This window comes from Rhodococcus sp. NPDC060084, from assembly GCF_042730335.1.
GTDB lineage: Bacteria > Actinomycetota > Actinomycetes > Mycobacteriales > Mycobacteriaceae > Rhodococcus.
On record NZ_JBHWWX010000006.1, the window covers coordinates 74,850 to 88,779 of the forward strand.

Genomic DNA, 13,930 nt, shown 5'->3' on the forward strand with positions numbered 1-13,930 from the left:
TCGCGCCGCTCCACTACTCTCGTATCCATGCAGTCTTGGTCCGACGTCGCGATCCCGTCCGTCCCCGGTGAGGGGCCCCCGTTGCGGTTGTTCGACACCGCGGATCGCGCGGTGCGCCCCGTCACACCCGGCGCGACCGCGACGATGTACGTCTGCGGCATCACCCCGTACGACGCCACCCACCTCGGGCACGCAGCCACCTACCTGGCCTTCGACCTCGTCAATCGCATCTGGCGCGACGCCGGACACGACGTGCATTACGTGCAGAACGTCACCGACGTCGACGATCCGCTGTTCGAACGCGCGGAGCGCGACGGCGAGGACTGGATGGTCCTCGGAATGCGCGAGACCGCGCTCTTCCGCGAAGACATGGAAGCGCTCCGGGTGCTGCCGCCCCGCGACTACATCGGCGCCGTCGAATCGGTGAACGAGGTCGTCGAACTCGTCGAGAAGCTCGTCGCATCGGGCGCCGCCTACACGGTCGACGATCCCGAGTACCCCGACGTGTACTTCCGGGTGGACGCCACCGAGCAGTTCGGCTACGAATCCGGGTACGACCACGACACGATGATGCGGTTCTTCGCCGAGCGCGGCGGCGATCCCGACCGTGCGGGCAAGCGCAATCCGCTCGACGCGCTGCTGTGGCGCGCGCAGCGGCCGGGAGAGCCGGCGTGGCCGTCTCCGTTCGGTGACGGCCGCCCGGGCTGGCACATCGAGTGCGCGGCGATCGCCCTCAACCGCATCGGCAGCGGTTTCGACGTGCAGGGTGGCGGCAGCGACCTGATCTTCCCGCACCACGAGTTCTCCTCCGCACACGCCGAAGCCGTCACCGGCGATCGGCGTTTCGCGCGGCACTACGTCCACACCGGCATGATCGGTCTCGACGGCGAGAAGATGTCCAAGTCGCGCGGCAACCTCGTGTTCGTCTCCAAGCTGCGGGTGCAGGGCGTCGACCCCTCCGCGATCCGCCTCGGGCTGCTCTCCGGGCACTACCGCACCGATCGGGCCTGGACCGACGAGGTGCTTTCCGACGCGCACACCCGGCTCGCGCTGTGGCGTCAGGCGGCGGCACTGAAGTCGGCGCAGTCCGCCGACGACACCGTCGCGCGCCTGCGCCAGCACCTCGCCGACGATCTCGACACCCCGAAGGCTCTTGCGGCCCTTGATGGTTGGGCCCGGTTCGCGGTCGAGCAGGGTGGTGACGATGCGTCGGCGCCCGGCCTGTTCGCGGACGCGGTCGATGCGCTGCTGGGTGTTCCTCTGCGGTAGTACCGGCACGCCCGAGCAGGGCGCGGCACACTGGGCCGATGAGGTTGCTGCTGCTGGCCGACACCCACGTCCCCGCGCGGGCACGTGGGCTCCCCGCGGTCGTGTGGGACGAGGTGAGGGTGGCCGTAGTACTCGGGAGAAATCGGGCGGATATGGGCTGAGTGCACACCTCCGGTCTATGGAACCGCGAGGGAGTGGCCGACGGCCGGGAGGCGACGGGGGATGCGGCCGAGATGGCGACCGTCCCCGTTGGTCGTGTCGAAAAACCTTCGTTTCTCGACAGGGTTGAGCGTGAAACCGTTTATCCAGGTCGAGGATGTTGAATACCCGTGTCGAGAAACTACGTCGGATAACCTCACCGTCGGATATTGTCGACACGTGCTGATCGGCTACGCCCGCGTCTCGACCGGCGACCAGAACCCGAATCACCAGATCGACGCGCTGCGCCGGGCCGGCGTTTCCGACGAGAACATCCACGTCGACCACGCCTCCGGCGCGAAGGCATCCCGCCCCCAACTGGATCTGGTGCTCAGGTTGCTGAGACAGGGAGACCAACTCGCGATCACACGCCTCGACCGGCTAGGCCGCTCGGTACTGCACCTGATCGGCCTCGGCGCCGAACTCCGGGAAAAGGGCGTCGGCCTGAAGGTGCTCGAACAGGGCATCGACACCGCCACCGCAGAGGGCCGCGCCATGTTCGGGATGCTCTCGGTGCTCGCCGAGCTCCAACGCGAGTTGATCGTGGCCAACACCCGCGATGGGCTTGCCGCAGCCAGGGCTCGCGGCCGCAAGGGCGGGCGCCCACCGAAACTCACTGCCGAGCAGGTCGAGCACGCTCAACGTCTCTACGACGCCAACACGCACACCGTCGCCCAGATCGCCGGACTGCTCGGCGTGCGCCGCACCACTCTTTATGGGCACCTGAGCAAGTCCGACGATGTATCGGCAGGTTCCGAGACAACGACCTCTACTGACCTTGGCCTGGACATACTCGAGCACCCCGTCCCGGTGCGGAAGACACGGGGTGCCTGCCCGAGTTGCGGGCACGAGCCCAGCACCCGATCCGAGGCCGCTCACCAACGCGCCGACGTGGCCGTCACCTGGCTACACCGAGACCTCGACGTCCCTGGCGAAATCGTCGCTCGAAACCATTGCCGCAATTGCCAACCTGAAGAACCTGCTGTCGATGTTGCCTGCACCGTCTGTGGAGACGGCCCCATCCTCGCCGGAGAATTCGCCGCCGAAATCGACACCAACGACGTCCTGCCCGATCCGGTAAAACAGTGGCTCACCGACGCCGGATGGCAAACGGACCCAACGCTGCTGTGCCCCGAACATGCCTGAATGGCCAGTCGGGTCCTGGGTCCGCCTCTTGCCCGCGCCGAGTTGTCCACATAATCAAAACCCCACGCAGGTGCAACAGAACTCGCCCGCCTGCCATGCCGGGGTCAGTATTCACATGCCGCCGACACTCTGCGTCGACGTTGGGCAGGTGCACCTATACGCGACCTCGACGCCACGCCCACACGGACAGCCCGATTCCTACGACAGACGCCACCGGTAGCAGCCATCTCATCCGATTCCACATGGTGATCTCGTGGTACTGCTCGCTCGACAGGAATTGCCCTGTCGGTGTTCTCGGACCGGACAAGTCCCACCAGAGACTCCCGGAACTGCTCATGGCCTGTGGCCAGGCCATGAAGACCCCTACCGAGGTTGCGATCATGAGGCACGTGACAGGGAATACCATCCAGAACCAAGGGGATTCAGGGGTCCGCTCATGTCGGGAGCCCTTTGGCAGAACCACACACGCCACCAATGCCACAACGCCGAAAGCACAGAATATCAACCACGCCACGACCTCGATGGTAGTGGTCCACTGCTGCACACTCCTGGAGGCGTATGATCGTCGTCCACGATGGGCAAAGAGATCATATCTCGGGCCTAGGTCCGGGCGTCTCTTATGCGGTGCGAGCGGTAGCAACTGGCTCTGAGCGCGTACAGGCCAGCGGCGGACCTGTTTGTTCTCCAGATGAGAACCTGGAGAAGGTAGTCGACGGGACCGATCGTTAAAGGAAATCGATCGCGTAGACCTCTTCGGTCTCTCTATTCCCGGGTTCGGATATGATTCGGGCCTTGGAGGCTGCCATTTCGATGCCTGCCCCATCGGGATGGTCGATCTTGTAGTAGACCGCTATCCGGTGAAGCAAATCGATAATTATCTCCGCTCGACTACCCTCGCCCTGTCGACGTTCGTCCGGACGGAACAAAATTCGACTGTAGCGCTCGTTGCCCATAGACACGCGATCGGGAATGAAGTCGCGAGCATAGCGCTCGATGGTGGATCCCCAGATCGGCAGGTTGTCGTAGAACACAAGGTTAGATGGGCAGAGATAGTGTGGCCGCGGAACGTAGGGAGCAGACGTCGTATAGGATTCTCCATCTGCCCTCAACCAGCTCATCCCAACTCGTCCCACATTGCGACTGTATTCGACTCCGTCGACTAACACCTCCCACGCCGATTCCATAGGTGCGACAGTTGCAAGAAATAACCGTAGAATTCCGTCTCTTGACGTTTGGCCTTCGATTTCTATCAAGAAGTATCCCGACGGCCTTATAAGGATACTGGAGATCCCGGATTCTTCAATGTGGTCGAATTGCTGAATTCTGGAAACGGAGCGTGTTTCGCAGAGGTTGTCCCAATAGCTCATGATACCTCTCGTACTGAGGTTATAAAAAGAAAAGGTGTTTTAGGGCGAGCTTCCTTGCTACCGCCTATCGTCTGCCTTCCCGACCTCGCTTCGGTGATGCTCGGGACCTCCATGGCATCAGGCGCACCGTCAGGTCGACAAGGAGCGGGAGTTTCGAGAATTGGTTGGTTTCCCGTCCGTGAAACTCCCGCTCGGCCATGTCCCACTTGGCTCGCTGCGCGTGAGCCGCAGTTTATGTGTGGTCGTCGATGGGGTTTGTCCACTGGCAGAGGTCGCCGGGCCCGCTTCCTGAATATTCCGAACAAGTGTACCGACCGATCGCGAACCGAAGCCCGCCAAATGTTTGGTCGTATCCGAGCGACGGAATCTCCAGTCCGAGATTGATTACCTCGACGAAATATTTTCCCTCAGAGAGCGGAGTATTATAGGTGCTGTATGCCGGATTGGTGTCCGTCCCAGAATTAACGAGGGTCTTCTCCGTTACAGTCCGATCCCCGGCTCTAGAAATATCCTGTCGCACTCGGTAGGTCAGAGCGAAAGTCCGTGACGGGAAGCCGAGGGTAGTCACTCTGGTCTCGACCCGTTGGTTAGTCCTATTGTCGAGAATGTTTGCAACTTGGAAGGCGAACTCTTTGCTCCACTCGACCTGCCCCGAGCTGGATGCGGCACCGATACACAAATCAACATGCTTGGATACACGCGGTCCGTTCAAGCTCGGCGCGGAAATGTTGGTCGGCTCCATCGTGTCGCACTCTATTGTGGAGTTGTTGAGGCGTGGTATTGACGGGGCCTGGTTGAATTCCTCGGAATCCGGTACCACGAAGACATTCTGCCCGCCTGCGCCTGTGACCGTTACGCCGAACGGTGTGCAACCAAATTGGAAGCCGGAGGTCAATCCGGAGTCCTGGGCCGTGCTAAGCGCAACGTCGATGCAGGAGTACGCTGACCTGACGGGTGAACGAGGCGTTTCAATGTCCCGATGTTCAAAGGCCTGAAACGTTCCTCCGATGTCGTTCGGGCTCGCATCGGATACAGGATATCCATAGACGCTCTGCTCGTAGCCTGCTGTAGACCATTCGTCGAGGACCGGACTGGTCACGGGCCATGCTCCGTGGTTGGGGTGCCAGTAAAGGACGCCGCGTTCGAAGCGGTTCATGCGGCCTTCGCTGCTGGCTCCGACCCAGATCTCGTCGGTGATGGGGTACCCGAGCAGGCCGCCGGGTCCCTCCCCACCGGTCAGTGCCCATTTGTCCCGGATCGCACCACCGATGACATTTGCTCCAGGTGAAGCGACAGGGTGCCAGTAGATGTCCGCGTTCTGGAAGTGCTGGCGGCGACCGATCCCGTCGGAATTGACGATCTCATCGGTGGTGGGATAGCCCAGAAAGCTGGCCTCCCAGCCGAACGAGCCCCATTTGGTCATGAAGCTGTTGACGACCGGGTGAGCGCCGGCGGTGGGATGTGCGTAGATAGGCCCGACAAGAAACTCCTGGCGGGATCCGATGCCGTCGGGGTTGGACAGCTCGACGTTGATCGGGTGCTTGAGGAAGCTGTTCTCCGCACCGAGGGATAGATACTTGTCGAGGATCGCCCCGCACACGATATGCGGTGACGGCCAGAAGTACTGACACGCCATCGGCGCGAACGCAGACCGGGAGGCCTGGGCCTGAGCCTCCAATGTCTCGGCCAGGTCGGCGTCGGCCTTGGTGAACGGCTCCGGGATCTCCTGCCGGTCGGACCGCATCTGTCCGGGCACGATCGTCGCGTTCGGATTCTCCGTGGGGCCCGCCGCGTAGGGAACCTTGCTGATCGGTGGTACTTCTGTCGGCCCCGATTCCGGGGTCTGGGTGCTCACTTCCGTGGGAACCGCCGGGGCCTGCGCAGGCTGCGGCGCCGCAGCGGTCGCCGAGATTGTCGGCACGGGCTCGGGCGCCGGTGGAGTCGTCGCGCACGGCACGGATGGCGGCGTCGTCGCGGTCGCGGTGGACGACGGTGTGGTCGTGGGTGCCAGGCAGGGATCAGCCGAGGTCTCGACTGGCCTGTCCGTCGGTGCGAGGTCTGGGGCGGTCGAGAGTGTGGTGGTCGTGGGAGCGGCCGGGCTGGTGGTGGTCGGCTGTGCGAGCGCTGCCGACTCCCCGGCGGCAATCATCACCACAGCCGTGCCGGCGACCACACACCGGCCCAGCCATCTGTGTCGAGACATGAAGGAACCACGCTGAGTGTGCAAATCCATCTGACACCTACTGTCTTTCGAGTGGTACAGGGTCAGCGGCGGCGCCATCGCTGCCTCAAAACGTAAACGCTTTCCTATGAAGCGCAAACGCATCAGGCATCACTTTGGTAACAGAAAACAAATGTTCAGTATGTTGAGGAAGTCCGATCCCGGGTCGCGTTCGGCGTGCAATGTGCCGCGCCCACGATCTCGAAACGGGGCTGTACGGCTCTGCCTGCTGGCGTGCTGCGCGACGAGCACGCCGACGGGCTCGCCCCCTGGACGTACTGGAATAGCGCCATGACGGGTTCTGGTCGAGGGCGTCCACCACCGCTGTCATCGCGCACCGACCGACACCGTCGAGCGCCGAATCCGTAAACCGCTCCTGCCCGGGAACCTGCCATCGGGCGCGGTTGGTCTCTGTCAGGCGGCGCTCAGAACAGGGTGTCGGCAATCCGTAGCGGCCGGTAACCGGTGGGGCCGAGCTGAGCCAGCTCACCCTCGATGTCGACGTCGATAGAGCCGAAGAAGTTGATGTTCTCGCTGTGCGCCGGGGAGATATGGGTCAGGACCTCGTCGTCGATAGCCCGTCCGGACCTGCGCATCGACTCGACCGCCAGCCCGTAGTACTCGGTTGTCCAGGTCACCACAGCGTTGGTGACCAGCGTCAGGCACCAAGCCTGCTCGGTCTGCTGCTCGAGGTGGCGGGCACGGATCGTGCCCTCGTGGGCATACAGCAAGTCACGTTTGAGGGCGTGCAGCGACTCGCCCTTGTTGAGCTGACGGGAAATCCTGCGTCGGTACGCGGGATCGGACAGATAGCGAGCAGCGTAGATGGTGCGCCGCACCGCACCGTACTCCTTGAGGGCTGCGGCGAGCGCGTTCTGCCGGGTCGCCGCGGAGAGTTTGCCGACCAGCAGCGACGCGGTGGCATGCCCGAACTTGAGCGATCCGGACAGGCGCAACAGATCGTCCCAGTGCGCGGCAATCAGCTCGAGGTTGGCCCGCCGGGTCAGCAGCGGCCCCGCGAGCGGGGACTTTGCCTCTGCCTGTGATTTCGGGCCGGTCCGGTACAGGGTGATCTTGCCCAGATCCCGGATCCGCGGGGAGAGCTGCAACCCCAGCAGGTCGAACAGGCCGAAGTTGACCAGCGTCACCCCGTGCGTGTCGGTGGCGTGTTCGGTGATCGGGATATCGGTGGCATTACCGAGAATCTCGTCGAGCACATAGTGCGCCTCGCGTTTCGTCGCGACGATGATCTTGGTCCCGTAGGTGGTGTGCTGGTCGGTCACGTGCGTGTACGTCGAGAGCCCCTCGTGCGCGAAGTACCTGCTCAATGCCCTGGACGTGATCGATTTTCCGCGGGTGGGGAACCGCTGCCCATCCGAGGACGACAGCGTGCCGGAGCCGAGAATCGGGGTCAGCGGCAACACGCCGTGGTAGCCGATCAGCGCGAGGTTCGCCGCCCGCAGTGTCTCCTCCCGCACGTACCACTCTGCGGTCCAAGCCAGCGTGTCGTAGGAGATGCCGCAGGCATCCGCCATGCGGGTCAACCCGAGGTTGGTCGCGTGCGCCAGAAGCACCGCGATCAGATTCCGTTTCAGCTCCGGGCTGCGGGTCGCCTTGCCGCCAGCGTGGGTGAAGCAGTCCAGCAACCCGGTGCGCTGGTCCATCTCGATCAACAGCGACACGATCGGCGCGAACGGCAGCATCTCGGTCAGCTCCGCCTTGAGTGCCACCGACTCGGCTGGCACGTCCTCCGCAGGCAATGGAGAGATCACCAGATCGCCCCGCTCATCGAGGCGGACCGGGCCATCGCCTTCGCTGAGAGTCTGTTCCAGTTCGCCCAGCGCCGTGTGCAGCTCGTCCTGCAGCTGGGCCAGCGCGGTGGTGGCGTCGGCGGGTTTGCCGACCAGTCGACAGAACTCTGCACGCTGGTCGGCCCACTTTTCGCGGGTGAGCAGGTAGGCGGCCGGATCGCAGTAGCGGCGCGAGCCCGGCACCCACACATCCCCCGACCGCAGCCCGTCGCGCAAGGCGAGCAGCACGCACAGCTCCCAGTAGTGGCGGTACGCGCTGGTGTTGCCGCTTTTCGGTCGCCGTGTCCAGGTAGCCGCGCCAGCGGGCGGGTACGAACCCGTTCGGAGCATCGTCGGGGACCTTGCGGGCACCGGTGGCATTCAAGTGCCGCAGGATCGCCACCGCCCCCAGCAGCTCGGTGGCGGCGGTGCCGCCGGCGAAGGTCACTGCTGCCAGCACCTGTGGGGTGAACTGCCGCAGGTACCCGTAGGAGCCGTCCAGCGAGGCGAGGTGGCCGTGATCGCGCGGCAATGGTGGCAGCGCGGTCGACTGCGCCGACCGCAACCGTTGCCATCCGATCTTCTCGCCGCGGATCAGTGCGCCGACCTGCTCGTCCGGCACCGCCGGGTCGGCGACGATGGCTAGGATCGCGTCTAACAGCGACTGCCGGTCCTCCCCGGACTTGGCGCGTTCGGCCAGCGCTTCGCGCATCTTGTGTCCGGCCTTGCTCTCCCGCGCCGAGATGGCCTGGTCGAACAACTGGATCACCTCGTCGAGTACCTCGGTGGCCGACTGCGCCACCAGCGTCAGCAGGATCGGGTACCGCCGTTGCGGCTCACGTCGTGTCAACGCCTGCGCGGTCAGGCGGCGACCCATCGTGGCCAGGAACCGGCGCCGCTCCGCGGGCAGTGCCGACAAATCCAGGGTGTCCGCGCCGAGGGAGCGCAGGAACTCCAACTTCGCGATCTCGGCCTTCACCGCGGCGGGTGAGGCCTCCACCGGTCCGGTACCCAGCCACCGCAGCCGGGTCATTCCGATCATCGGATCGGTCACCAGCAGGCCATCGAGTCCGGTCCGGCGTTCGGCGGTGAATTCGTGCGCCAGCCGGGTGAATGTCTCTCCCTGCGCCACCTCTCGTGCATGGGCAATCCGCTTGACCACCGTCAGCGGACCCGGCCGGATCACCTTCGCCGAGGTCAGGTATTCACAGGCCAGCCGAAACAGCAGGGTCGGCGAATCGTGCTCCATCGCCCGCGCCAACAGGAACTCGTCGAGTTCCTTGAGCTCCAACGTCGTCGGCGTCCGCCACCCGAGATACCTTGCCGCCAGTAGTAAATGATCTGTGCGGGTCTTTGCTCGCCGCCCGTAGGAGCCGATCGCATCCGGATCGACTCGAAGCTGCTCGGCCAGCCGCAGAACCGCTGACCGTGGTGCGGAGGTCACGTCATCGGGTACGAAACCCAGCCACGGCAGCGTGCACAGGGCAACAGCAAGACCCAGCCGGTCGGCTGGACCGCGACCTCGACCTGGGTCGACGAACGCCGCATCGGCCGGGGTTAATGTGAAGAAGCGGAACAGCTCCTCCCGCCCGATCTCCGGGAACCTCCGCAGGGACATCAACTCTTCTTCGGTGAACACCTGGCCTGCCACCCGCATCTCCCACCTGAGTACGAAGACTCCCAGGTCAGCAGGTTACCTTGCCATATCCGCCCGATTTTTCCCGAGTACTACGGCTACCCCAGGTGGACCGCGCCGACATCGTCGTCCACGCGGGTGACTGGATCGGCGTCGGACTGCTGGACGCCCTCGAAGAACGTGCACGGCGCCTGATCGCATGCTGGGGGAACAACGACGGACCCGCCCTGCGGGAGCGGCTTCCGGAGGTCGCGCGGGTGACGCTCGACGGGCTTCGTCTCGCGGTGGTGCACGAGACCGGCGCCTCGGCGGGCCGGGACAAGCGCATGGAGGCGGCGTATCCCGACACGGATGTGCTGGTATTCGGTCACTCCCACATCCCGTGGGACACCACAGCTCCCGGCGGTCTGCGCCTGCTCAATCCGGGCTCGCCCACGGATCGGCGCAGACAGCCGCACTGTACGTACATGACCGCGACGGTCGACGGCGGTGCGCTGGGCGACGTCGAGTTGCACCGTCTCCCGGCGAAATCGAGCGGACCGGCGGGTCGCTGATCAGTCGCGTCCGTCGGTCATGCGTCGCACGACTTCGAGGAGTTCGTCCACGTCCTCGGGCGGTGTCTCGCTTGTTTCTCCCGACATCGCGGCGTTGTAGTACAGGCCGTCGCCGATCAGCATCACCGCTCGCGCGACGGCGGGGTCCTCGAGTGCGTCGGTGAGAACGTCCAGCCAGCCCTGCCGGATGCGGTGCAGCGCCTGCCGGGCGCGTTCGTTCGCGCCCTGGCTCAGGCGGGTGGTCGCGATGATGGCTCGGTCGATGGGGGTGTCGGCGTACACCGAAGTGTGAATGTAGTACGCGGCAGGACCTTCCGGGGCTGTGCGCATGAGTTCGGCGTCGTCGGCGGCGAGCTGTTCGACATGTTCGGCAAGACCCTCGATCAGGGCCGCTTTCGACGGGAAGTGATAGAGGAGCCCGCCTTTGGAGACGCCGGCGGCGGCCGCCACCGCGTCGAGGGTGGCGGCGCGCTCACCGTGTTCGAGGAGGACCGACACGAATGCGTCCACAAGTTTGGTGCGGGCGGCAGGTGGGGGTGGCACCAGGCGATCCTACGACCTTCGTTACTATACCGTCCAGCTGGTACAGTAACGAACGTTCCGGCCTTGACTTCGAAAGCACGAGATCCATGTCCACCACCCCTGTTTCCCCGCCCGACCTCTCACCGAGCGCCAAGGCAGGTCCTCGTGAATGGGCCGCGCTCGCGGTGCTCATGCTTCCGGTGCTGCTCGTCTCCGTGGACAACACCGTCCTGGCCTTCGCGTTGCCCGAAATCTCGTCGGCACTGCAGCCCACCGGAGCGCAGCAGTTGTGGATCATCGATATCTACCCGCTGGTGCTTGCCGGTCTGCTCGTCGCGATGGGCAGCCTCGGTGACCGGATCGGGCGCCGACGCCTGTTGCTCATCGGCTCGACGGGATTCGCCGCCGTCTCCGTTGCGGCCGCCTATGCACCGTCCGCCGAACTGCTGATCGTCGCCCGCGGTGCGCTCGGTTTCTTCGGCGCGATGCTCATGCCGTCCACGCTGTCGTTGTTGCGCAACATCTTCCTCGACGGCGACCAGCGACGTTTCGCCATCGCGATCTGGGCGTCGTGCTTCGCAGCCGGCGCCGCACTGGGCCCGATCGTGGGCGGATTCCTGCTCGAGCACGCGTGGTGGGGCTCGGTGTTCCTGCTCGCCGTGCCCGTCTTGATCCCGCTGCTCGTGCTCGCACCGATGTTCGTTCCCGAGTCGAAGAACCCGAATCCCGGCCGGGTCGACGTGGTGAGCATCGGACTGTCCATGCTCGCGCTGGCACCGCTGGTCTATGCGATCAAGCGCCTCGCCGGCGACGGGATGGGTCTCGCCGCGCTCGTTCCCGCAGCAGTGGGGGTGCTCGCGCTGGTGCTCTTCGTTCGGCGGCAACTGCACCGGAGCGACCCGATGCTCGACGTCCGGCTGTTTCGGGTACCGGCCTTCTCGGGCGCCGTCATCGTCAACCTGCTGTCGGTGTTCTCGCTGGTGGGTTTCCTGTTCTTCGTCTCGCAGCACCTGCAGCTCGTCATCGGGCACAGCCCGATGCAAGCCGGGATCGCTCTCGTTCCGGGACTGGCCGTCATGGTCGTCGCCGGGATGTCGGTGGTGCTGCTGGTGCGGTGGATCCGGCCGTCGACGATCATCGTTGCGGCCCTTCTGCTGTCCGCAATCGGTTACGGGCTCGTGTTCCTGACGGCCTCGCCGTCTGCCGTCACACCGATCATCGTCGCGTTCGCCGTGCTCGGTGCGGGCATCGGTGCGGCGGAGACGCTTTCGAACGACCTGATCGTCTCGAGCGTGCCTCCGACGAAGGCCGGCGCGGCCTCGGCGGTGTCGGAAACCGCGTACGAGATGGGTGCCGTGCTCGGAACCGCCGTACTCGGCTCGATTCTCACGGCGTCGTACACGTCCCACTTCACCGTCCCGGCCGGGATCGATGCGGCGCAGGCGGCGGCCGCGCAACAGACGCTCGGCGGCGCGCACGCAGTGGCCGAGACACTGCCCGCGGTGCAGGCCGACGCCCTCCTGGCCGCCGCCGGATCCGCGTTCGACAGTGGGGTGACGATCACGTCGGCGATCGGAGCCGCGCTGATGGTCGTGTCCGCGCTCGTCGCCTGGCGCATGCTGCGTCCGCGGCAGGACGGGCACGTCCCGGGACCGGCTTCCCACGTATGAACCCGTAGGCGCCGAACGCTCGAGGTTACTTATTACTCCGCGTCACGTTAATCTGGGCGCCATGCGTACTTCCAGTGCTGCGCGACATCGGGGGAGAACATGAACAGTCGTGTCGTCACCAACGGACCGACCCGGCTCCACGTCGTGGAGGAAGGCAACCCGGACGGGCCGACTCTCGTCCTCGTCCACGGCTGGCCCGATACGCACGCTCTATGGGATCGGGTGACGCCGCTGCTCGCCGACACCTTCCGGATCGTGCGCTTCGACAATCGCGGCGCCGGGAAGTCCACCGTCCCCGATGCGGTGGAGGACTACCGGCTCGAGCACCTCGCCGCCGACCTGTTCGCGGTGATCGACGCGGTCAGCCCGGACGAACCGGTCCACCTGCTCGGTCACGACTGGGGTGCGGTCCTGTGCTGGGAAGCCGTGTGCGAGCCGATCGCCACCGGACGGATCGCGTCGTACACCTCGGTATCGGGGCCGAACCTGGACCATCTGGGCCTGTGGATGCGCCGGCGGGCAGGGGAGTTGCGGCTCCTCGGACCCGGCGAGCAGGCGCTGGCCTCGTCCTACACCCTGATGTTCCAGATCCCCGGAGTGCCGGCGCTCGTGCTGCGGGCAGGGTTCGCCCGGCGCTGGCCTGCCTTCGTCGGATTCTTCGACCGGACGGACCCGGCGGCGATCGGGCCGGTCGCGCCGACCCTGCCCGACGACATGGCGCACGGACTGAAGTTGTATCGCGCCAATCTGCGCCGGCGGCTCGCCGGTCCGCGCGAGCGACGGACCGAGGTTCCCGTCCAGCTGGTCCTGAATCTGCGGGACCGGGCGGTGCGGCCGGTCGGGTACGAAGACACCGACAGATGGGTGACCGATCTGCGCGTGCACCCGCTGGATGCGGGCCACTGGTCACCTCGTTCGCATCCCGCGGAACTCGCCGACGCGACCACCCGGTTCGTGCGGGACGTCGAGGCCGCTGTCCGTCCGTAGCGGCCAGGACCCGGACGCTCAGGGTCCGACGGGATAACCGCTGGTGATCGCCACCCGGTTCCACGCGTTCATCACGACCGCGAGCCAGCCGACTGCGGACGCCTGCGCGGGCGTGAGCGACCCGTCGTCCCAGGTGTGTGCGTCCGGCACCGGCAACCGCGTGACCTGTTCGGCCAGCGCGAGGGCCGCGCGCTCCTGGGATGTGAAGTACTGCGACTCCCACCACGCGGCCACCACCGCCAGCCGGTCGCCGGTCTCGCCCTTCTCGACGGCGTCGCGGGTGTGCATGCGCAGACAGAACGCGCACCCGTTGATCTGTGAAATCCGGATCTTGACCAGTTCTGCGAGCAACGGGTCCAGCTCGGCCTGCCGGACTGCTTCTTCGGCCTGCTCGTTGAGACTCACCAGTTGCTTGTATGCGGCGGGGTGTTGCTTCCCGAGGTTGACGACGCTCATCCGGCTTCCCTTCGAAGGTTGGAGGCAGAACAAGTCTGTCAACGACGGTCGCGTTCCATCAGGGATCGGCGCGTTCCGGTGCTCGTCGTTTTCACGCCGGTCCGTGCGAGCGCA

Annotated in this window: 9 protein-coding genes and 3 pseudogenes; 7 read left to right on the forward strand and 5 right to left on the reverse strand. The window is 65.3% G+C overall.

Annotation, left to right across the window (positions count from 1 at the left end):
- The first annotated feature begins 27 nt into the window (after positions 1–27).
- The 3 genes and pseudogenes from mshC to ACFWBU_RS05550 all read left to right on the forward strand — a co-directional run bounded on the left by mshC (position 28) and on the right by ACFWBU_RS05550 (position 2,613).
- Positions 28–1,269: a cysteine--1-D-myo-inosityl 2-amino-2-deoxy-alpha-D-glucopyranoside ligase gene (mshC, locus tag ACFWBU_RS05540; RefSeq protein ID WP_378527734.1), complete on the forward strand. Its 1,242-nt coding sequence runs from the start codon at positions 28–30 to the stop codon at positions 1,267–1,269.
- A 38-nt stretch (positions 1,270–1,307) separates the two neighbouring features.
- Positions 1,308–1,403, forward strand: a pseudogene (locus ACFWBU_RS05545) (YfcE family phosphodiesterase); the annotation flags it as partial.
- Positions 1,404–1,647: 244 nt separating this feature from the next.
- The gene (locus ACFWBU_RS05550; protein ID WP_378527789.1) at positions 1,648–2,613 is read left to right on the forward strand and encodes a recombinase family protein; all 966 of its coding nucleotides are present in this window, start codon (positions 1,648–1,650) and stop codon (positions 2,611–2,613) included.
- A gap of 725 nt (positions 2,614–3,338) precedes the next feature.
- On the opposite strand, the gene ACFWBU_RS05555 is transcribed toward ACFWBU_RS05550, so the two are convergent.
- Complete coding sequence (locus ACFWBU_RS05555; protein WP_378527735.1) at positions 3,339–3,644, reverse strand: hypothetical protein; 306 nt, start codon at positions 3,642–3,644, stop codon at positions 3,339–3,341.
- A 568-nt stretch (positions 3,645–4,212) separates the two neighbouring features.
- On the reverse strand, positions 4,213–5,835 hold the full coding sequence (locus tag ACFWBU_RS05560; RefSeq protein WP_378527737.1) for an LGFP repeat-containing protein: 1,623 nt from the start codon (positions 5,833–5,835) through the stop codon (positions 4,213–4,215).
- Positions 5,836–5,839: 4 nt separating this feature from the next.
- Between ACFWBU_RS05560 and ACFWBU_RS05565 the strand changes: the two genes are divergently transcribed.
- Entirely contained in the window at positions 5,840–6,199 is a 360-nt protein-coding gene (locus ACFWBU_RS05565) for a hypothetical protein (RefSeq protein WP_378527738.1), read from the forward strand.
- A gap of 427 nt (positions 6,200–6,626) precedes the next feature.
- On the opposite strand, the pseudogene ACFWBU_RS05570 reads toward ACFWBU_RS05565, so the two are convergent.
- A pseudogene (locus ACFWBU_RS05570) lies at positions 6,627–9,648 on the reverse strand (Tn3 family transposase).
- An 83-nt stretch (positions 9,649–9,731) separates the two neighbouring features.
- Between ACFWBU_RS05570 and ACFWBU_RS05575 the strand changes: the two are divergent.
- Positions 9,732–10,181: pseudogene (locus ACFWBU_RS05575) on the forward strand (metallophosphoesterase family protein); the annotation flags it as partial.
- Here the strand turns inward: ACFWBU_RS05575 and ACFWBU_RS05580 are convergent.
- A complete protein-coding gene (locus ACFWBU_RS05580; RefSeq protein ID WP_169622220.1) occupies positions 10,182–10,724 on the reverse strand; it encodes a TetR/AcrR family transcriptional regulator in 543 nt (180 codons plus the stop codon).
- Between the two features lie 86 nt (positions 10,725–10,810).
- On the opposite strand from ACFWBU_RS05580, the gene ACFWBU_RS05585 reads away from it, so the two are divergent.
- A complete protein-coding gene (locus tag ACFWBU_RS05585) occupies positions 10,811–12,373 on the forward strand; it encodes an MFS transporter (protein WP_378527739.1) in 1,563 nt (520 codons plus the stop codon).
- 99 nt (positions 12,374–12,472) lie between these two features.
- Positions 12,473–13,360, forward strand: coding sequence for an alpha/beta fold hydrolase (locus ACFWBU_RS05590; protein WP_378527741.1), 888 nt, complete (start codon positions 12,473–12,475; stop codon positions 13,358–13,360).
- An 18-nt stretch (positions 13,361–13,378) separates the two neighbouring features.
- Here ACFWBU_RS05590 and ACFWBU_RS05595 read toward each other — a convergent pair whose 3' ends face one another.
- Positions 13,379–13,816 (reverse strand): carboxymuconolactone decarboxylase family protein, encoded by a 438-nt coding sequence (locus tag ACFWBU_RS05595; protein ID WP_169622223.1) that lies wholly within the window; start codon positions 13,814–13,816, stop codon positions 13,379–13,381.
- Positions 13,817–13,930 lie beyond the last annotated feature (114 nt).

Coding starts and splice junctions, on each gene's coding strand:
- mshC (WP_378527734.1), top strand. CDS start 28: ATGCAGTCTTGGTCCGACGTCGCGATCCCGTCCGTCCCCGGTGAGGGG.
- ACFWBU_RS05585 (WP_378527739.1), top strand. CDS start 10,811: ATGTCCACCACCCCTGTTTCCCCGCCCGACCTCTCACCGAGCGCCAAG.
- ACFWBU_RS05590 (WP_378527741.1), top strand. CDS start 12,473: ATGAACAGTCGTGTCGTCACCAACGGACCGACCCGGCTCCACGTCGTG.
- ACFWBU_RS05595 (WP_169622223.1), bottom strand. CDS start 13,816: ATGAGCGTCGTCAACCTCGGGAAGCAACACCCCGCCGCATACAAGCAA.